The organism is Pseudomonas lutea (assembly GCF_000759445.1).
GTDB lineage: Bacteria > Pseudomonadota > Gammaproteobacteria > Pseudomonadales > Pseudomonadaceae > Aquipseudomonas > Aquipseudomonas lutea.
The window spans coordinates 1,918,818-1,937,329 of sequence record NZ_JRMB01000001.1; the positions used below are offsets into that span (position 1 = coordinate 1,918,818).

The window sequence follows — 18,512 nt, forward strand, 5'->3', positions numbered from 1 at the left end:
TCGATGTTCGATGAGGAGAATCACATGAATAACTGGATCAGCGCCCTCGCCGATCTGCAGCGCCAGGGCGAGGCCTGTGTGCTGGTGACCATCATCGAGGAACGCGGCTCGACGCCACGCAATGCCGGCTCGAAAATGGTGGTCAGCGCCGAGCGCATTTTCGACACCATTGGCGGCGGTCACCTGGAGTTCAAGGCGATGGAAATCGCCCGGGACATGCTCGCCAGTAGCAGTGGGCACACCCGACTGGAGCGCTTTAGCCTTGGCGCCAGCCTGGGTCAGTGCTGCGGCGGGGTGAATGTCCTGCTGTTTGAACCGATGGGCCAGCCCCAGGCGCATATCGCTGTGTTCGGTGCCGGTCACGTCGGTCGTGCGCTGGTGCCCTTGCTTGCCAGCCTGCCCTGCCGGGTGCGCTGGATCGATTCTCGCGAGGGTGAATTTCCAGCGCATCTGCCTGAGGGCGTGACGCAGGTCCTCACCGAGGACGTCATCGAAGAAGTCGACAATCTACCGGCCGGCAGCTATTGCATCGTCATGACCCACAACCATCAACTGGACCTGGAGTTGGCCGCAGCGATCCTCAAGCGCGGTGACTTCGGCTATTTCGGGCTGATTGGCTCGAAAACCAAACGCGTCAAATTCGAACACCGCTTGCGTGATCGTGGCTTCGACGCCGCTGCGCTGCAGCGCATGCGTTGCCCGATGGGCCTGACCGAGGTCAAAGGCAAGCTGCCCATGGAAATCGCCGTGTCCATCGCCGGCGAAGTGATTGCCACCTACAACGCTCATTTCGGCGAGCACAGCGTGTCCGCCGAACCTGTCGCCCGTCTGCTGCCGGCCTCACGCCGCAGCCTGACGCCCTGAATCCCTGAAGAACGAATCCAGACATGACCACCCCTCTGTCCCAAGCACTGCCCCAAGCACTGCCCCACGCTAAAAAAGCTTACCGCGCTGCGATTGTGCACAGCCTCGCTGACCCCGCCGAGGTGGGCGTGGAGGCGTCGTACGAATACTTCGCAGACGGCCTGATGCTGGTTGAAGACGGTCGTATCGTCGCGCTCGGCGATGCAGAAGACTTGCTGGCCACGCTCGCCGACGACGTCGAAGTGGTGGCCTATGACGACGCGCTCATTACCGCGGGCTTCATCGACACCCATATCCATCTGCCGCAGACCGGCATGATCGGGTCCTACGGCGAGCAGTTGCTTGACTGGCTCAACACCTACGTTTTCCCCTGCGAAAAGCAGTTCGAAGACCCCGAGCACTCGGCGCAGGTCGCCGACATCTTTCTCAACGAATTGCTGCGCAACGGCACCACCACGGCGCTGGTGTTCGGCAGCCGTCACAAGGCGTCGGTGGAGGCGCTGTTCAGTGCCGCCGAAAAGCTCAATCTGCGGCTGATCGCCGGCAAGGTGATGATGGACCGCAACGCGCCGGATTATCTGGTGGACACCGCGCAGTCCAGCTATGACGACAGCAAGGCGCTGATCGAGCGCTGGCATGGCAAGGGCCGGTTGCATTACGCGGTGACGCCACGGTTTGCGCCGACCAGCACGCCGGAGCAAATGACTCTCGCCGGCCAACTGTTGACCGAATACCCGGATCTTTACCTGCAGACCCACATCAGTGAAAACCTGAAAGAGATCGAATGGGTCAAGGCGCTGTTCCCCGAGCACAAAAACTACCTGGACGTGTACGACCATTTCAACTTGCTGGGCCAACGCTCGGTGTTCGCCCACGGCGTTCATTTGTGCGACGAGGAATGTGAGCGCCTGGCCGAAACCGGGTCGGCCATTGCCTTCTGCCCGACGTCGAACCTGTTTCTGGGCAGCGGGCTGTTCGATTTGCCGATGGCGGAGCGGCACAAGGTCAACGTCGGCCTGGGCACCGATGTTGGCGCGGGGACCAGTTTTTCGCTGCTGCACACATTGAACGAGGCTTATAAGGTCATGCAGTTGCAGGGAGCGAGGCTGAGCCCGTTCAAATCACTGTACCTGGCGACTCTTGGCGGGGCTCGCGCACTGCGGCTGGAAGACAAGATCGGCAACCTGCAGGCGGGCAGCGAAGCGGATTTCGTGGTGCTGGATTTCAACGCCACACCGCTGCTGTCGTACCGCATGAAACAGGCGACGAGCATCGAAGAGCAGCTGTTTGTGTTGATGACGCTGGGCGACGACCGCACCGTCAGCGAAACGTATTCGGCAGGGGTGTTGGTGCATAAGCGGTAAGGCAGCGCCGCGAACGGTAGAAGCGCTTGCCTGCGAATGCGGTGTGTCAGCCGACATTGATGTCGCAGGCCCGCCGCTTCGCGACCGTCGTAACCTCCGATTGCTCCTACAGAGATTTGCGTTCAATGCGGATTGGATGAGCGTCAGAAAGTGTAGGAGATTCGTCGTCGTCCAGACGCCGCGCTGTCGCGCAGCAAACATGGTCCATGTGGGAATGAGCTTGCCCGCGAAGGCATTCTTTCAGCCGCCGCGTGTATGGCTGACCCACCGTGTTCGCGGGCAAGCGCGCTCCTACAGGTCCTTGGCCAGATCAACCATTCGCGAATACCACCAACCACTGTAGGAGTGAGCTTGCTCGCGATGGCATTCTTTCAGCCACCGCGTGCATGGCTGACCCACCGTGTTCGCGGGCAAGCGCGCTCCTACAGGTCCTTGGCCAGATCAACCATTCGCGAATACCACCAACCACTGTAGGAGTGAGCTTGCTCGCGATGGCACTCTTTCAGCCACCGCATGCATTGCTGACCCGAGGCAATCGTGAGCAAGCTCACTCCCACAGGTGCTGCAGCGAACGGCTGGGGTCAGGCCGCGGTGCTGCGGCCTGCTTTTTTCTTTGGCAGCATCAGGTGCGAGAACACGGCGTGGAGGTCGTCCGAGGCGCTGTCTTCGTCGAGGTTGAGTTTGCTGTCGATGTGATCCATGTGATGCATCATCAGGTCGACGGCCAGCGCCGCGTCGCGGGCTTCGATGGCGTCGATCAACTGGGTATGTTCGTCGTACGAGCAATGCGAGCGATTGCCGCTTTCGTACTGGGCGATGATCAGCGAGGTCTGCGACACCAGGCTGCGCTGGAAACTGATCAACGGCGCGTTTTTCGCCGCTTCCGCCAGTTTCAGATGAAATTCCCCGGACAGGCGAATACCTGCGCCACGATCCCCTTTGGCAAAGCTGTCACGTTCATCGCTGACCATCTGCCGCAGCTCGCCCAACTGCTCGGCAGTGGCGTGCTCGACGGCCAGTTCAGTGATGGCCTTTTCCACCAGGCGCCGGGCGAAGAACACCTGACGCGCTTCTTCAACACTGGGGCTGGCGACCACAGCGCCACGGTTGGGACGCAGCAACACCACGCCTTCATGGGCCAGACGCGACAATGCGCGGCGGATGATGGTGCGGCTCACGCCGAAGATCTCACCGAGGGCTTCTTCACTCAATTTGGTGCCTGGCGCGAGGCGCTGTTCGAGAATGGCCTCGAAGATATGCGCGTAGACGATGTCGTCCTGGGTTCCGCTGCGGCCGGACTTGGTCGGACGCGGGTGTTTCTTGAGGGGTTGCAACTGATCGTTCATGGGCACTCGTGGGAACAGAATCCGGCGCTGGGCCTTGCCGTGATCAGGGCGGGTACGACCACTGTTGAAGCAACCAATAGCAGATATCCCGGCAAAGTCACAGTAAAAGTAATGGCGCATTGTACACAGCCGACCCCGTCTGCACAGGCCCGTAAAAGCAGGACTCGTATGCATACAATCCGACCCATAAAGCACACATAATAAAAAACATTATTTGCAATATTTGTATACAAACGCATAATCCCCTCGTGCACGTTTCTGACCTCGCAGTCAACAAACAGGCCTGTCAGGTCCACCGCCTCCCAAAGCCTGCCGTCGGCTTTGCAATAACAACAAAAACACCCCGAGGATTTCACTGTGGAAAGTCGCAAAACCGAAGCCGCGCCACTCGACCTCACGTCGCCGCACAAAGGTGTGCTGGAGCGGCTTTTCAAGCTGAGCCTGCATGGCACGACGGTCCGGACCGAGTTACTGGCCGGCCTGACGACCTTCATCACCATGGCCTACATCATCTTCGTCAACCCCAACATCATGGCCGATGCCGGGATCGATCATGGCGCGGCATTCGTCGCCACCTGCATCGCCGCCGCGTTGGGCTGCCTGCTAATGGGGCTATACGCCAACTGGCCTGTCGGACTGGCGCCGGGCATGGGCCTGAACGCCTTTTTTACCTACACCGTGGTCGGCACCATGGGCTACAGCTGGGAAACGGCGCTGGGCGCGGTCTTCGTCTCGGGCGTGATCTTCATGATTCTGACGCTGTCGCGCATCCGCGAATGGCTGCTCAATAGCATTCCGGTCAGCCTGCGCTACGCCATGGGCGCCGGGGTCGGGCTGTTTCTGGGGCTGATCGGCCTGAAGACAGCGGGCATTGTGGTGGACAGCCCGGCGACGCTGATCAAGCTCGGCTCGTTGCGCGAACCCGGTCCGCTGCTCGCGGCCATCTGTTTTCTGATGATTGCCGTGCTCAGTTATCACCGGGTGTTCGGCGCGATCCTGATCAGCATCATTGCCGTGACCCTGGCAGGCTGGGGCTTGGGGCTGGTGCATTACGGCGGCATCTTTTCCATGCCGCCGAGCCTGGCACCGACCTGGATGGCGATGGACCTGGCCGGCGTGTTCAACGTCAGCATGATCAGCGTGGTGCTGGCATTTCTGTTCGTACACATGTTTGACACGGCCGGCACGCTCATGGGTGTGGCACAACGCGCCGGTTTGGTGCGTGAGGATGGCCGCATTGAAAACCTCTCGCGGGCGTTGAAAGCGGACAGCGCGTCCAGCGTATTCGGCGCCATGGTCGGTGTGCCGCCGGTGACCAGCTATGTGGAAAGCGCCTCGGGCGTGGCGGCGGGCGGCAGGACAGGTCTGACCGCCGTGACGGTGGGCGTGCTGTTCGTGGCGGCGATGTTTTTCGCCCCGCTGGCTGGCATGATTCCCGCTTACGCGACCGCAGGCGCGTTGATCTACGTGGCGATGCTGATGATGGGCGGTATGGCGCACATTGATTGGGATGAGGCCACCGAAAGCATCCCGGCGATTGTCACGGCGATCATGATGCCGCTGACGTTTTCAGTGGCGGACGGGATCGCGCTGGGGTTCATCACCTATGTGGTGCTCAAGGCAGGCACCGGTCGGCACCGGGAGATCTCGGTCAGCCTGTGGGTGCTGTGCGCGATTTTCATCGCCAAGTTTGTGTTTTTGTAAGCCATCACCCAGACAGCGCTGACGATGGATCACGGTCATACGCGGACTCTGTAGGAGCCGGCTTGCTGGCGAACCCGCTGCAACGCCCAAAGGATGAACCGTTTGACGCACCGCGTTCGCCAGCAAGCCGGCTCCTACAGTGGATTTGCGCCAGATAGTGAATCGGGGTCGCAGGCAATATTTTCGATTTAAACCGACAAGGAGAACACCCATGACACTGGACACCTGGCTGCTGTTCAGCGGCGCCGCGCTGGTGGTGATTCTGATCCCCGGCCCGCTGTCGTTGCTGATGATCGGCAACAGCCTCAACTACGGCCTGTTGCGGTCCTACCCCGCCTTCCTCGGTGGCGTTTGCGCATCGATCTGCCTGCTCAGCGCCTCGGCGCTGGGGCTGGGCGCGTTGCTGCTGGCGTCCGAACAGCTTTTCAGCGCGTTGAAGATCGTCGGCGGTCTGTACCTGTTTTACCTCGCCTGGCAGAGCTGGCAACAATCGCGCCGGCCTGCCACCGCTGCCGAGGTGCCCGATGCGCTCAGCAAACCGGCCTTTGGCTCACTGTTCTGGCGCGCGTTCGTGCTGGGTGGCAGCAACCCCAAGGACATCCTGTTTTTCGCAGCCTTTCTGCCGCAGTTTCTCCGCGCCGACGAGCCGTTCCTCGGCCAGTTGATCACCATGATCATCACCTGGACGGTGCTCGACCTCAGCTGCAAATTGTTCTACGGGCTCAGCGCCCAAAGCGCCGCCCGCTACCTGCGCACCGGCAAGGGCCAGACCTGGTTCAACCGCGTCAGCGCCGGCCTTTTCGGCAGTGCGGGGACCGCCGCGTTGATCAGCCACTGACTTCAAGGTGGAAAGCAAGGGACGAAAAAAAGCCCGCAGTGTGAGCGGGCAAGAGCAACAGGGGCAAAGCGATGGAGCGGCAGCCGCTTAGCTGCCGCGGTACGTTGAATAACTGTAGGGCGAGATCAGCAGCGGGACGTGGTAATGATCTTGCCCGGCATCGATGCCAAAGCGCAGCACCACCTCATCAAGAAACGCCTGCCCGCCCGACTGCACGCCCTTGCTGCGAAAGTAATCGCCCGCCTGAAACTGCAGCTGATAGACGCCTGAGCGGTAGTCATCGCCCTGCAACAACGGCGCATCGCAGCGTCCGTCGCTGTTGGTCAGCGCCTCGGCAATTTTCTCCAGCTGATCGCCCTCGACCCGGTAAAGCGCAATGCGCAGCGAACTGCCGGGGCAACCGTGAGCAGCGTCCAGCACGTGAGTGGTGAGTCGTCCCATGGCGTGAAGCCTCCTGAGTTAGGTGTGAGACCTGAACGCACCGGAAAAGAGCGTCCTCGATCAGATGACGGGTGAATTAAGACAGTTTCGCCATGGATTGTACACAATTAAAAACAGGCTGCTAGCGGCACACCGCTGTTCATTGCTGGGCAGCCCCACAGTCGCGCTATCGACGCAGCAAAGGCGTTCGAAGACGATTATTTGACTAAGCAGGCAGGTTTCTTGCAACGTCCTTCCCGAGGACAAAACTGGGACTGAGCGCAAAAACAGCGTTACAACTTGTAAATAAAGTTGTATACAATCTCACATCGCAATGACCGTCCCGGTGGTGAGCAGCCATCGCCCGATGCACTTTGCCACAGCACACACGCAGATAAGGAAGATCCAGTGAGCGCCGACTACCCACGCGACCTGATCGGTTACGGCAGTAACCCGCCCCATCCCCGCTGGCCGGGCAATGCCCGGATCGCGCTGTCGTTCGTGCTCAATTACGAAGAAGGCGGCGAGCGCAATATTCTGCACGGGGATAAGGAGTCCGAAGCGTTCCTGTCGGAAATGGTCGCCGCGCAACCGCTGCAGGGCCAGCGCAACATGAGCATGGAATCGCTCTATGAGTACGGCAGCCGTGCCGGCGTGTGGCGCGTGCTCAAGCTGTTCAAGCAATTCGACATCCCGCTGACCATTTTCGCCGTGGCCATGGCCGCGCAACGCCATCCCGATGTGATCCGCGCCATGGTGGAGGCCGGCCATGAGATCTGCAGCCACGGTTATCGCTGGATCGACTACCAGAACATGGACGAGGCTCAGGAACGCGAGCACATGCTCGAAGCCATCCGCATCCTCACCGAACTCACCGGCGAGCGTCCGCTGGGCTGGTACACCGGCCGTACGGGGCCCAACACCCGGCGGCTGGTCATGGAAGAAGGCGGTTTTCTGTACGACTGCGACACCTACGATGACGACCTGCCTTACTGGGAGCCGAACACACCCACCGGCAAACCGCATCTGGTGATCCCCTACACGCTGGACACCAATGACATGCGCTTCACCCAAGTGCAGGGTTTCAACAAGGGCGACGACTTTTTCGACTACTTGAAAGACGCCTTCGATGTGCTCTACGCCGAGGGTGCCGAGGCGCCGAAGATGCTTTCCATCGGCCTGCACTGCCGGCTCATTGGCCGCCCCGCCCGGCTGGCCTCGCTGCAGCGTTTCCTCGAATACGTCAAAGGCCATCAACAGGTCTGGTTCGCCCGCCGGGTCGAGATCGCGCGCCACTGGCATCAGGTCCACCCCTTCAACCACGGAGCTGCCGAATGAGCCGCTTTCAGACCCTGACCCCCTCCTCACTCAGCCGCGACGAATTTGTCCAGGCGTTCGCCGACATCTACGAACACTCGCCGTGGGTCGCCGAACAGGCGTATGACCTAGGCCAGTTGCACGAGCTGGACGACATCGCGACGCTGCATGCACGCATGAGCGACATCCTGTTGAGCGCTGATCACGCCGGGCAACTGGCACTGATCAACGCCCACCCTGACCTTGCCGGCAAAGCCGCCGTGCAAGGCCAACTGACCGAAGCCAGCACCTCTGAACAGGCGGGTGCCGGTATCCACCACTGCACGGCCGAAGAGTTCCAGCGCTTCACCGAGCTGAACGACGCTTACAAAGCGAAATTCGCGTTCCCCTTCATCATGGCGGTGAAAGGCAGCAACCGGCATCAAATCCTCGCGGCATTCGAGACGCGCATTCACCACACGGCCGACGCCGAGTTCACCTGCGCCCTCGACGAGATCAACAAGATCGCGATGTTCCGCCTGCAAGCCCTCTGACCGACCCTCCCACGCCCACCCACAAAGGCAGACAAAAAGAATGAAAGCTTACGCCGCACCCTTCGAGAAGTTCGTCAACCTGGCCGATGCGCGTCTCGGGACGAAGATCCTCTCCGTCACCGATGACTGGTTCGCCGACGCCAACCGCCTGTTCCAGCCCACCCCGGCGGTGTGGAAGGAAGGCGTGTTCGACGACAACGGCAAGTGGATGGATGGCTGGGAATCGAGGCGCAAGCGTTTTGAAGGTTACGACAGCGCGGTGATCCGACTCGGCGTCGCCGGGAGCATCAAGGGCGTGGACATCGACACCTCGTACTTCACCGGGAACTACCCGCCATCCGCCTCGCTGGAAGGCTGCTTCCTGGCGTCGGGTGAGCCGGATGACAACACCGTCTGGAGCGAAGTGCTGGGCGCGGTAGAGCTCAAAGGCGGCAGCCACCATTACCACGAGATCAGCGACGCCAAGGCGTACAGCCATTTGCGTTTCAACATCTACCCGGACGGCGGCGTGGCGCGTCTGCGCGTGTACGGCGTGCCGCACCGGGACTGGTCAGCCGTGGGCGATAACGAACAGATCGACCTCGCCGCTGCGTTGAATGGCGGTCGCGCACTGGCCTGTTCAGACGAGCATTTCGGGCGCATGAGCAATATCCTCAACCCGGGCCGTGGTGTGAACATGGGCGACGGCTGGGAAACGGCACGCCGCCGCACGCCCGGCAATGACTGGGTGATTGTCGCCCTCGGCCATGCGGGTGAGGTTGAGCAAGTCGTGGTCGACACCCTGCATTTCAAGGGCAACTACCCGGACAGCTGCTCGATCCAGGCGGCGTTCGTCAAAGGCGGCACCGACAGCCAGATCGAAACACAGAGCCTGTTCTGGCGTGAACTGCTGCCCAGTCAGAAGCTGGAGATGCATGCTGAACACACCTTTGTCGAGCAGATCAAGGCGCTGGGGCCGATCACCCACATCCGCCTGAACGTGTTCCCCGATGGCGGCGTGAGCCGGCTGCGGGTGTTGGGCAAAGTTGCGAAGTAACGCCTGACGAGCGCGACTGAACGGTTCGATCGTTCCCGCGCTCCGCGTGGTAACGCCTTGGGATGAGCAACGCATGAACCTGTAGGAGCCGGCTTGCTGGCGAACCCGGTGGACAGACCGCCAGGCGTGTGTGGCGGTCGAACAGGCCTCTTCGCCAGCAAGCCGGCTCCTACAGGAATGTGCAAGCCCAAACGATCCGTGTCCGCAGGGACGCATTGTCATCAACGATCCGTGTCCGCAAGGACGCATGTCATTTAACGATCCGTGTTCGCAAGGATGCATTGTCATTTAATGATCCGTGTTCGCACGGACGCATTGTCATTAACGATCCGTGTCCGCGAGGACGCGCTTTCATTCTGAACCTGAAACAGAAGAGCCCGCATGCGCACACTGATTATCGAGCCGTTGACCAAGCACGCCTTCGCCCCGTTTGGCGATGTCATCGAGACCGATGGCAGCGATCATTTCATGATCAACAACGGCTCGACCATGCGTTTCCACCGTCTGGCCGAGGTGGAAACGGCGACACCGGAGGACAAGGCGATCATCAGCATCTTCCGCGCCGAAGCGCTGGCCATGCCGTTGACCATCAGCATGCTGGAGCGACATCCGTTGGGCAGCCAGGCCTTCATTCCGCTGCTCGGCCATCCTTTTCTGGTCGTGGTCGCGCCCATTGGCGATGCACCTGAACCAGAGTTGACCCGCGCCTTCATCACCAATGGCAGGCAGGGTGTTAATTACCATCGCGGCGTCTGGCACCACCCGGTGCTGACGATCGAAAAGCGGGATGACTTCCTGGTGGTTGATCGCAGTGGCAGTGGCAATAACTGCGATGAGCATTTCTTCGAAGAGAGTCAGAAGATGGTTCTCGATCCCCAACTATAAGAAGGGCCCGACCACCCGCCAAGGGGTGGCAGGCAAAGGGTAAGACTGTGGCTGCACATCTGATGGAATGGCTGAATCTGAGCGTGCGCTGGATTCACATGATCGTCGGGATTGCCTGGATCGGGGCGTCCTTTTATTTCGTCTGGCTGGAGAACAACCTCAATCGCGCCAACCCCCGTGACGGTTTGTCGGGCGACCTCTGGGCGATTCACGGCGGCGGTATCTACCACCTGGAAAAGTACAAGCTGGCGCCGCCGACCATGCCGGACGACCTGCACTGGTTCAAGTGGGAAGCCTACTGGACCTGGATGTCGGGCGTCGCCCTGCTGTGCATCGTGTTCTATTCCAACCCCACGCTTTACCTGCTGGCACCGGGCAGCACGCTGAGTGGCGGCGCCGGCATCGCCATCGGCGTCGGCTCGTTGATCGCCAGCTGGACGATCTACGACATCCTGTGTGATTCGCCGCTGGGCAAACGCCCTGCCCTGCTGGGTCTGGTGCTGTTCGTGCTGGTCATCGCTGCCTGTTTCGGCTTCAGCCAGGTGTTCAGTGGGCGGGCAGCTTACCTGCACACGGGTGCGATCATCGGCACGATCATGGTGGGCAACGTGCTGCGCATCATCATGCCGGCGCAGCGCGCGCTGGTCGCCGCCATTGCCGAGAACCGCACGCCGGACCCGTCACTGCCGGCCAAGGGCTTGCTGCGTTCGCGGCACAACAACTACTTCACCCTGCCGGTGCTGTTCATCATGATCAGCAACCACTTTCCGAGCACCTACGGCAGTCAGTACAACTGGCTGATCCTGGCCGGGATCGCGGTGTGTGCGGTCTTGGTCCGTCATTTCTTCAATACCCGTCACAACAGCCACAAATACGCCTGGGCCTTGCCAGTGGGTGCGCTCGGGATGGTTTGCCTGGCGTACGTCACAGGTCCTGCGCAAATGCCTCGCGGGCCGGACGTGGCAGAGAAAATCCAGTATCAGCCGCTGCCGGGCACGGCCATTGGCGGCCATCGCGCCGACGAGCCGAAACCTGACGTGGCGTCAGCGCCTGCACCCGCTTCAGCCCCGGCCACGGCCCCGGTGACGGCCTCGACCCCAGCGCCTGCCGAGGCGGTTGCAGCCCAGCCGGCGCAAGCCAGCACCGGCGGCGTGGACTTCGAGAAGGTCCATAGCGTGATTCAGGAACGCTGCACCGTCTGCCACTCCGCCAAACCCACCAGCCCGTTGTTCAGCAGCGCGCCGGCCGGGATCATGTTCGACACGCCGCAACAGATCCAGCAACTGGCCCCGCGCATTCAGGCTCAGGCCGTGACGGCGCAGATCATGCCGCTGGGCAATATCACCCAGATGACCCAACAGGAACGCGACCTGCTGGGGCAATGGATCGATAAGGGGGCGCAGGCGAACTAATGAACGGGGCGGGGCTGATGCCCTGCAGATCTGCCTGACGAAGCCAATCCTGTAGGAGCCGGCTTGCTGGCGAAAGCGGTGTGTCAACCGACCACAATGTGTCAGATGGATAGCATTCGCCAGCAAGCCGGCTCCTACAAAAGATCGCACCATGACTGCTGCGATGTAAACGCTCCACCGCCCTGCTGCACCGGGCGTACTCATACAATAAGAACAAATGAGGTGTTGCATGTCCGAGCCCACTCACGCGCGCATCCCTGCTGCGCCGCCACGTCAGCCCCTGCCACTGCTGCAACTGATTCTGGTGGGCGTGCAACACGTCCTGTTGATGTACGGAGGCGCCGTGGCCGTGCCGCTGATCATCGGTCAGGCCGCCGGATTGTCGCGGGAAGACATCGCGTTTCTGATCAACGCCGACTTGCTGGTCGCCGGTATTGCCACCGTGGTGCAATCGATCGGCATCGGCCCGTTGGGTATCCGCATGCCGATCATGATGGGGGCGAGTTTCGCCGCGGTGGGCAGCATGGTGGCGATGGCCGGAATGGACGGCGTCGGTCTGCCGGGGATCTTCGGGGCAACCATTGCGGCGGGGTTCTTCGGCATGCTGGTTGCGCCGTTCATGTCGAAAATCGTGCGCTTCTTCCCGCCGCTGGTGACAGGCACGGTGATCACCTCGATCGGTCTGTCGCTGTTCCCGGTGGCCGTCAACTGGGCGGGCGGCGGCAGCAAAGCGGTGAGTTTCGGTGACCCGCTCTATCTGGGCGTTGCCGCGCTGGTGCTGCTGACCATCCTGCTGATCAACCGCTTCATGCGCGGCTTCTGGGTCAACATCTCGGTGCTGATCGGCATGGGCCTGGGCTATGTTCTTTCCGGTGTCATCGGCATGGTCGACCTCAGCGGTCTGGCCCAGGCGCAATGGCTGAAAGTGGTGACGCCCCTGCACTTCGGCATGCCGCAGTTCAGCCTCGCGCCGATCCTGTCGATGTGCCTGGTGGTGGTGATCATCTTCGTCGAATCCACGGGCATGTTCCTCGCGCTGGGCAAGATCACCGACCGCGAAGTGACGCCGGGCATGTTGCGCCGTGGCCTGCTCTGCGACGCCGCTGCCTCGTTTCTCGCCGGGTTCCTCAACACTTTCACTCATTCCTCGTTCGCCCAGAACATCGGCCTGGTGCAAATGACCGGGGTGCGCTGCCGCTCGGTCACCGCGGTCGCGGGCGCCTTCCTGATCGTGCTCAGCCTGCTGCCGAAAGCCGCGTATTTGGTCGCCTCGATTCCGGCGGCGGTGCTGGGCGGTGCGGCCATCGCAATGTTCGGCATGGTGGCCGCGACCGGGATCAAGATCCTGCAGGAAGCCGATATTTCGGACCGTCGCAATCAACTGCTGGTGGCGGTGAGCATCGGCATGGGCCTGATACCGGTGGTGCGGCCTGAGTTTTTCAGCCAGTTGCCGCTGTGGATGGGGCCGATCACCCACAGCGGCATCGCCATGGCGACCCTCAGCGCGGTGCTGCTCAACGTGTTGTTCAACGTGCTGGGCGGCGCCGGACGTGCAGCGATGGCAGGGCCGCTGCATTCGCATCAGTAGGCCGCCCTGTTTTCGACGGGAGTGCTCTGTCACAGAGCACTTGAGCGCCGCTGCGCGAGTCAGTATCCTCCGCCGCCGCTCGAATTCAGCCCAATAACAACATGCTACCCGTCTGACCGACCGGACACCGCGTCGGCCAGCCAGCGCCTCTTCCAAACGGCAATGAAACGCACACCAATCGACTGTCACTCCAACAGCCGGCGGGGCTTTTTTGTCTTTTTTCAAGGTGTTGGCTCAGCTCTTGCTATCCAGTCAAAGCTGACCAAACAGACAACTAAGTGAATCAACCAAGGCGCCATTACAGAGCGTCACTACGTGAAAAAACAACGACGTCAAACCAAGGGAATCTCCAGATGAAACGCACACTTTCCAGCCTGATGGCCGCAAGTAGCCTGCTTGCCGCCGCGCCGGCGATGTCGGGCGATCTACTGCAGTGGCAGAGCAACAGCCTGACCTATCTTTACGGCAAGAACTTCGCCGTGAACCCCGAGAATCAGCAGACGTTCACCTACGAACATGCCGACGGCTGGAAATACGGAGACAACTTCGTCTTCCTCGATTACATCAGTTACAACGGCAAGAAAGATGCGGGCGTGGGCAACGCCACGACGTACGGCGAAATCTCGCCGCGGCTGTCCCTGGGCAAGATTTTCGATCAGAAATTCCAGCTGGGCCCCATCACGGACGTGTTGCTGGCCACCACCTACGAGTTTGGCGAAGGCGATGTTGAATCGTTTCTGATCGGGCCGGGTTTTGATCTGAAGGTCCCGGGTTTTGACTATTTCCAGCTCAACTTCTACAAGCGCTACAACGATGGTCATCGGGCGGGTTATGGCGCATGGCAGATTACACCGGTCTGGTCTTACACCCTGCCCGTGGGTAAATCGGACATTCTGATTGACGGCTTTATGGACTGGGTCGTGGACAATAAACAGTCCAACAGCAAAGGCGATTACCACTCCAACCTGCACTTCAACCCGCAGATCAAATATGACTTGGGCAAAGCCATGAACCTGCCGGAGCGGCAGTTGTATGTGGGCATTGAGTACGACTACTGGACCAACAAATACGGCATCAACGACACGCGTTATTTCGACACCGACCAGAACACCGCCAGTTTGCTGGTGAAGGTGTTTTTCTAAGCGCATCTTGGGATGAACATGGGGGCCAACCCCGGCTGCACGTCGCTTCAGGCGAGCGTCGCAAAGGAATCGGGTCAGGCACCTTGGCGGTGCCTGACCCGGCCCACTGCAACCTCCTCACCCGGGCAAGCGCGACCCTCTCAGGCCTGCCCTTCCCACGGCAGCGGCTTGCCCGCTCTGACCCTCGCATTGAGCGAGCGCAACAGGTCGAGAGGATCGCGGTCTTTCATGGCATGGCTCTGCTCGTCGACCCAGGTCATGACCTGCTGCCGGTCAAGCGTCGGCCGGCGATGCAGGATTTCCACCAGCTGACGCTCGCAATGCTGGGCATATGCAACGACGCTGGAAAACAAAGGGCTGTTCATTCTGCCGACACCTCGCCACCGAATACGCGTTCAGCCTTGTAAAGGCGTCAGTTGATCCAAGCCTCCCGTTACTGCGCCCACACAATAACACCGGCGCGTGCCGGCGGCAGCGTCGCGCCTGTGTTCAACCCAGGGAGTTTTGTGGGGCGGTGGCAATCTTGAGCCTGCTGCGAGGCCGGTGCTAACATTCGCCACCGCCGAGCAGGCAAGGACAAACCGGTTTATGAGCAGCATCCGCGAGCGCAACAAAGAACTGATCCTGCGCGCAGCCAGTGAAGAATTCGCCGACAAGGGATTCGCCGCCAGCAAGACCAGCGACATCGCCGCCAAGGCCGGTGTGCCCAAGCCCAACGTCTATTACTACTTCAAGTCCAAGGACAACCTGTACCGCGAGGTGCTTGAGAGCATCATCGAGCCGATCATGCAGGCATCCACCCCGTTCAACCGCGAAGGCGTGCCCGCCGAAGTCCTGAGCAGTTACATCCGCTCGAAGATCCGCATCTCCCGCGACCTGCCCTTCGCTTCAAAAGTATTCGCCAGCGAGATCATGCACGGGGCGCCGCACCTGACGCCCGAGCAAGTCGAGCAGTTGAACGGTCAGGCGAGGCATAACATCGAGTGCATTCAGGGATGGATCGACGACGGGCTGATTGCGCCGCTCGACCCACATCACCTGATGTTCAGCATATGGGCGGCGACTCAAACTTACGCCGACTTCGACTGGCAGATCTCCACGGTGACCGGCAAGCCCACCCTGGACGACGCCGACTACGAAGCCGCCGCCCGGACCATCATTCGGCTCGTGCTCAAAGGCTGCGAGCCGGACCGATGAGGCTCACGCGCCCTTGACGCTCAGCAGGGCCCTGTCGACGCCGTCGATCAGTTGCCCAAAGCTCCAGGGCTTGCGGATGAACTCCACGGGATGGACCACGCCGGAGCTTTCCGGTGTTTCATGACCGGACATGATCAGGATCGGAATCTCTGGCCACTTGTTGCCTGACAAGTTGGCGAGGTCGGCACCGTTCAAAGTGCCTGGCATGAGGATGTCGGTCAGGAGGAGCGACACATTGCCTGCATGATCATTGAGGTACTGCTCCGCCTTGTCCGCACTCTCGAGCGCGTAAGTGTCGTAGCCTTCGTCACCGAGGATTTCGCAGACGAAATCGCGAATGATTTCCTCGTCCTCAACTACCAGAATGAGTCCCTTGTTCGGTACGTCTGCTGCCATTTGCGCCACATCCACAATAATTATTCCCATTGCCTGCCCGGCCGGCCCTGTCCTGGACTCGGGTGTAGTCCGTACTGTGAGCGGCGCGCGCGCAGGAAATTCCCTCGGAAAACAACATTTGGTCGAAACGTTTGGCAGATTGGCCTAATTGTTGTGGCGCAGAAGGCATTTGCCGAACGCAGGCAATAAAAAACCCGCCGAAGCGGGCTTTTCCAACACCGTCCAACTTCCTGTTGGCCGCCAATGCCTGGCAACGGTCAATCGTCCTTGATCCTGCAGCGGTCCGTTGCTGCAGTTGATGGATCCAATGTAACGCGTGTGGGCCATCCGGCCTAGAGCCAACTTCCTCTCCTCGTGTAAGCGTTTCGCTATACCGGTAGTGGATCTGACGCAAAGCGAAGGCATTTCTTACATCGAATGTGGTTCGCGTAACGGCAAATTGCAGATAAATCCCTTCGCCGCTCTCAGGTTTGTCGGCGGCAAGCCGAGACGCTTAATGACACCGCGCACTCTCATTGTCGTTGTCATTGCGTGGTTGTCGATTCGCAGTTGCGCATCCGGTTTGTCCGGCGCGCTGTTCCAACATGTCTGCGCCCATAAAAAGAATAAAGAAACGGAGTGACGATCATGAATATGCGCAACCTTTCGATCAGCCGACGCTTGTGGCTGATCCTCATCGTCGCCGTGGTAATGCTGTTCACGCTGGCGGCGGCGATGCTCAAGCAGATTCACGACGATCTGTACGAAGCCAAGACCGTCAAGACCATGCACGTGGTGCAGACCGTCAGTGGCCTGCTCGACTACTACCATGGGCTGGAAACCGCGGGCACGCTGCCCCGCGAGCAGGCGCAGCAGCAGGCGATGGATGCCATTCGCGGGCTGCGTTACAACCAGACCGACTACTTCTGGATCAACGACCTGCGCCCGGTGATGATCATGCACCCGGCCAATCCGAAGCTGGTGGGCCAGGACCTGTCGGGCATCAAGGACCCTGACGGGTTCCAGGTTTTCAACGAGATGGTCACGCTGGCCAAAGCCAAAGGCGCCGGGATGGTCAATTACCGCTGGCCCAAGCCCGGCGCCAGTGAAGCGGTTGGCAAGACCTCCTACATCTCGCTGTTCTCGCCATGGGGCTGGATCATCGGGTCTGGCGTCTATGTCGATGACGTGCAGGCCGAGTTCTACCGCCAGGTGGTCAAGGCGTTGTCGATCAGTGCCGGCATCATTCTGGTCATGGCGCTGTTGCTGATCACCATCGCGCGCAGCATCGCTCGTCCGCTCAACGCCACCGTAGAAGCCATGGCGAACATAGCCAGCGGCGAAAGCGATCTGACCCGCACGCTGGAGACCCAGGGCGACGACGAAGTCACGCAACTGGCTCGTCACTTCAATGCCTTTACCGCCAAGCTGCGCCGGGTGGTCGGGGAGCTGCAGTCGTCGGCCGTCGGTCTGGGCCAGGCCTCCAGCGACCTGGGCAGCAATGCGATTCAGGCCCAGGAGCGCAGCCAGCAGCAGTCGTTGCAGATGGAACAGGTTGCCACCGCCGTCAACGAAGTGACCTATGGCGTGCAGGACGTGGCCAAAAACGCGGAGCACGCGGCCAGCGAAATGCGCAACGCCGAATCCCAGGCGCAACAGGGCCAGGCCAACATCGACAGCAGCCTCAAGCAGATCGGTCATTTATCCGGCACCATCGACCAGGCCGTGGAGGTGATCCGCACCCTGGCCAGCGAAAGTACGCAAATCGGCGGGGTGCTGGACGTGATCAGCTCGATCGCCGAACAGACCAACCTGCTGGCGCTGAACGCCGCCATCGAAGCCGCACGCGCAGGTGACCAGGGTCGAGGCTTCGCCGTGGTGGCCGACGAGGTGCGCTTGCTGGCCCAGCGCACGCAGAAATCCACTGCCGAAATCCAGGGCATGATCGAGCGGTTGCAGGCGCATTCGGACGCGGCGGTCAAAGTGATCGCCGACAGCAGTCGTTCGTCGCAACTGACCATCGAACAGGCAAACCTGGCCGGCCAGAGCCTGACGTCGATCAGTCAGGCGCTGCGTAACCTCAATGGCCTCAACGCCTCCATCGCCAGCGCCACCCTGCAGCAATCCCACGTGGTCGAGGACATCAACCAGAACGTCACCCAGGCCGCTCAGCTGTCGCAGAGCACCGCCGTGGCGGCCGAACAGTCCAGCGCGGCGAGCAACCAGCTCAAGGGCTTGAGTGAACAGCTGAATGGGTTGTTGAGGCAGTTTCGGGTGTAGGCGACTGACGCCTTCCCGGCTAAAGCCGGTCCTACGGGGGTATGCGGTGGTTGTGGGACCGGCTTCCCGGCTAAAGCCGGTCCTACAGGGGTATGCGGTGTTTGTGGGACCGCCTTTCCGGCTGAAGCCGGTGCTACAGGGGTATGCGGTGGTTGTGGGACCGGCTTCCCGGCTGAAGCCGGTCCTACGGGGGTATGCGGTGGTTGTGGGA

Annotated in this window: 17 protein-coding genes; 13 read left to right on the forward strand and 4 right to left on the reverse strand. The window is 60.8% G+C overall.

Features of this window, described 5'->3' with window-relative positions; translation table 11 throughout:
• The first annotated feature begins 24 nt into the window (after positions 1–24).
• Both xdhC and guaD read left to right on the forward strand, forming a co-directional pair.
• Complete coding sequence (gene xdhC, locus LT42_RS08210) at positions 25–864, forward strand: xanthine dehydrogenase accessory protein XdhC (RefSeq protein ID WP_037011447.1); 840 nt, start codon at positions 25–27, stop codon at positions 862–864.
• 23 nt (positions 865–887) lie between these two features.
• Complete coding sequence (gene guaD, locus LT42_RS08215) at positions 888–2,228, forward strand: guanine deaminase (protein ID WP_052075193.1); 1,341 nt, start codon at positions 888–890, stop codon at positions 2,226–2,228.
• A 581-nt stretch (positions 2,229–2,809) separates the two neighbouring features.
• Here the strand turns inward: guaD and LT42_RS08220 are convergent.
• Positions 2,810–3,574: a GntR family transcriptional regulator gene (locus tag LT42_RS08220; RefSeq protein WP_037011449.1), complete on the reverse strand. Its 765-nt coding sequence runs from the start codon at positions 3,572–3,574 to the stop codon at positions 2,810–2,812.
• Between the two features lie 357 nt (positions 3,575–3,931).
• Here LT42_RS08220 and LT42_RS08225 point away from each other — a divergent pair, with 357 nt between their 5' ends.
• Together LT42_RS08225 and LT42_RS08230 are read left to right on the forward strand one after the other, a co-directional pair.
• Positions 3,932–5,278: an NCS2 family permease gene (locus LT42_RS08225; protein ID WP_037011450.1), complete on the forward strand. Its 1,347-nt coding sequence runs from the start codon at positions 3,932–3,934 to the stop codon at positions 5,276–5,278.
• A gap of 211 nt (positions 5,279–5,489) precedes the next feature.
• Positions 5,490–6,116, forward strand: coding sequence for a LysE family translocator (locus LT42_RS08230; protein ID WP_037011451.1), 627 nt, complete (start codon positions 5,490–5,492; stop codon positions 6,114–6,116).
• 87 nt (positions 6,117–6,203) lie between these two features.
• Here the strand turns inward: LT42_RS08230 and uraH are convergent, their stop codons facing one another.
• Positions 6,204–6,557: a hydroxyisourate hydrolase gene (uraH, locus tag LT42_RS08235; RefSeq protein WP_037011453.1), complete on the reverse strand. Its 354-nt coding sequence runs from the start codon at positions 6,555–6,557 to the stop codon at positions 6,204–6,206.
• A gap of 387 nt (positions 6,558–6,944) precedes the next feature.
• Between uraH and puuE the strand changes: the two genes are divergently transcribed.
• From puuE to LT42_RS08270, 7 genes are all read left to right on the forward strand, one after another.
• Positions 6,945–7,874: an allantoinase PuuE gene (puuE, locus tag LT42_RS08240; RefSeq protein ID WP_037011456.1), complete on the forward strand. Its 930-nt coding sequence runs from the start codon at positions 6,945–6,947 to the stop codon at positions 7,872–7,874.
• Positions 7,871–8,386: a 2-oxo-4-hydroxy-4-carboxy-5-ureidoimidazoline decarboxylase gene (gene uraD / locus LT42_RS08245; RefSeq protein ID WP_037011457.1), complete on the forward strand. Its 516-nt coding sequence runs from the start codon at positions 7,871–7,873 to the stop codon at positions 8,384–8,386. Before puuE ends, uraD begins: the two co-directional genes overlap by 4 nt.
• 40 nt (positions 8,387–8,426) lie before the next feature.
• On the forward strand, positions 8,427–9,422 hold the full coding sequence (alc, locus tag LT42_RS08250; protein WP_037011459.1) for an allantoicase: 996 nt from the start codon (positions 8,427–8,429) through the stop codon (positions 9,420–9,422).
• Between the two features lie 381 nt (positions 9,423–9,803).
• Positions 9,804–10,307 carry an ureidoglycolate lyase gene (locus tag LT42_RS08255; protein ID WP_037011461.1) on the forward strand — a complete coding sequence of 168 codons (504 nt, stop codon included), beginning with the start codon at positions 9,804–9,806 and terminating at the stop codon, positions 10,305–10,307.
• A 47-nt stretch (positions 10,308–10,354) separates the two neighbouring features.
• The gene (locus LT42_RS08260) at positions 10,355–11,719 is read left to right on the forward strand and encodes a urate hydroxylase PuuD (protein WP_037011463.1); all 1,365 of its coding nucleotides are present in this window, start codon (positions 10,355–10,357) and stop codon (positions 11,717–11,719) included.
• 229 nt (positions 11,720–11,948) lie between these two features.
• Positions 11,949–13,307 (forward strand): nucleobase:cation symporter-2 family protein, encoded by a 1,359-nt coding sequence (locus tag LT42_RS08265; RefSeq protein WP_037011465.1) that lies wholly within the window; start codon positions 11,949–11,951, stop codon positions 13,305–13,307.
• Positions 13,308–13,660: 353 nt separating this feature from the next.
• Positions 13,661–14,449: an outer membrane protein OmpK gene (locus tag LT42_RS08270; RefSeq protein ID WP_037011467.1), complete on the forward strand. Its 789-nt coding sequence runs from the start codon at positions 13,661–13,663 to the stop codon at positions 14,447–14,449.
• A 140-nt stretch (positions 14,450–14,589) separates the two neighbouring features.
• Here the strand turns inward: LT42_RS08270 and LT42_RS08275 are convergent, their stop codons facing one another.
• Positions 14,590–14,814, reverse strand: a complete 225-nt coding sequence (locus LT42_RS08275) for a hypothetical protein (protein ID WP_037011469.1) — start codon at positions 14,812–14,814, stop codon at positions 14,590–14,592.
• Between the two features lie 223 nt (positions 14,815–15,037).
• On the opposite strand from LT42_RS08275, the gene LT42_RS08280 reads away from it, so the two are divergent.
• Positions 15,038–15,646 (forward strand): TetR/AcrR family transcriptional regulator, encoded by a 609-nt coding sequence (locus tag LT42_RS08280; protein WP_037011471.1) that lies wholly within the window; start codon positions 15,038–15,040, stop codon positions 15,644–15,646.
• A gap of 3 nt (positions 15,647–15,649) precedes the next feature.
• Here LT42_RS08280 and LT42_RS08285 read toward each other — a convergent pair whose 3' ends face one another.
• Complete coding sequence (locus LT42_RS08285; protein WP_037011473.1) at positions 15,650–16,042, reverse strand: response regulator; 393 nt, start codon at positions 16,040–16,042, stop codon at positions 15,650–15,652.
• Positions 16,043–16,669: 627 nt separating this feature from the next.
• On the opposite strand from LT42_RS08285, the gene LT42_RS08290 reads away from it, so the two are divergent.
• The gene (locus tag LT42_RS08290; protein ID WP_037011475.1) at positions 16,670–18,301 is read left to right on the forward strand and encodes a methyl-accepting chemotaxis protein; all 1,632 of its coding nucleotides are present in this window, start codon (positions 16,670–16,672) and stop codon (positions 18,299–18,301) included.
• Positions 18,302–18,512 lie beyond the last annotated feature (211 nt).

Coding starts and splice junctions, on each gene's coding strand:
- xdhC (WP_037011447.1), top strand. CDS start 25: ATGAATAACTGGATCAGCGCCCTCGCCGATCTGCAGCGCCAGGGCGAG.
- guaD (WP_052075193.1), top strand. CDS start 888: ATGACCACCCCTCTGTCCCAAGCACTGCCCCAAGCACTGCCCCACGCT.
- LT42_RS08220 (WP_037011449.1), bottom strand. CDS start 3,574: ATGAACGATCAGTTGCAACCCCTCAAGAAACACCCGCGTCCGACCAAG.
- LT42_RS08230 (WP_037011451.1), top strand. CDS start 5,490: ATGACACTGGACACCTGGCTGCTGTTCAGCGGCGCCGCGCTGGTGGTG.
- uraH (WP_037011453.1), bottom strand. CDS start 6,557: ATGGGACGACTCACCACTCACGTGCTGGACGCTGCTCACGGTTGCCCC.
- uraD (WP_037011457.1), top strand. CDS start 7,871: ATGAGCCGCTTTCAGACCCTGACCCCCTCCTCACTCAGCCGCGACGAA.
- alc (WP_037011459.1), top strand. CDS start 8,427: ATGAAAGCTTACGCCGCACCCTTCGAGAAGTTCGTCAACCTGGCCGAT.
- LT42_RS08255 (WP_037011461.1), top strand. CDS start 9,804: ATGCGCACACTGATTATCGAGCCGTTGACCAAGCACGCCTTCGCCCCG.
- LT42_RS08265 (WP_037011465.1), top strand. CDS start 11,949: ATGTCCGAGCCCACTCACGCGCGCATCCCTGCTGCGCCGCCACGTCAG.
- LT42_RS08270 (WP_037011467.1), top strand. CDS start 13,661: ATGAAACGCACACTTTCCAGCCTGATGGCCGCAAGTAGCCTGCTTGCC.
- LT42_RS08275 (WP_037011469.1), bottom strand. CDS start 14,814: ATGAACAGCCCTTTGTTTTCCAGCGTCGTTGCATATGCCCAGCATTGC.
- LT42_RS08280 (WP_037011471.1), top strand. CDS start 15,038: ATGAGCAGCATCCGCGAGCGCAACAAAGAACTGATCCTGCGCGCAGCC.
- LT42_RS08285 (WP_037011473.1), bottom strand. CDS start 16,042: ATGGCAGCAGACGTACCGAACAAGGGACTCATTCTGGTAGTTGAGGAC.
- LT42_RS08290 (WP_037011475.1), top strand. CDS start 16,670: ATGAATATGCGCAACCTTTCGATCAGCCGACGCTTGTGGCTGATCCTC.